Origin of the sequence: Flavobacterium poyangense, assembly GCF_011751075.1 — a bacterium.
Lineage (GTDB): Bacteria > Bacteroidota > Bacteroidia > Flavobacteriales > Flavobacteriaceae > Flavobacterium > Flavobacterium poyangense.
In genome coordinates this window covers 1-252 of sequence record NZ_JAALLN010000207.1, presented here as the reverse complement: position 1 = coordinate 252, position 252 = coordinate 1, and positions in this window count along the sequence as shown.

Here is a 252-nt window from a genome sequence, read left to right as displayed (position 1 = left end):
TAACCCGAATCGGCCAACCAGAGGAAATTCGAATTGCTCGTGTTAACAAGGGTCACGTAGCAATGATCTCATCAGTCACGGTTTGTGAATTTCCAGTACGCCGGCCGGATGAGGGTTCGCGAGACCGAGACGAGTTGTCCACGTTTAGGGAGCGGATTGGAATGAACATTGAGGAGGCATTTTGGTCTCAGATTGACCCACTCTATCACCTGAAGCAAGCAAGTTGCATTCGCTATGCGAGGGGCATTGAGC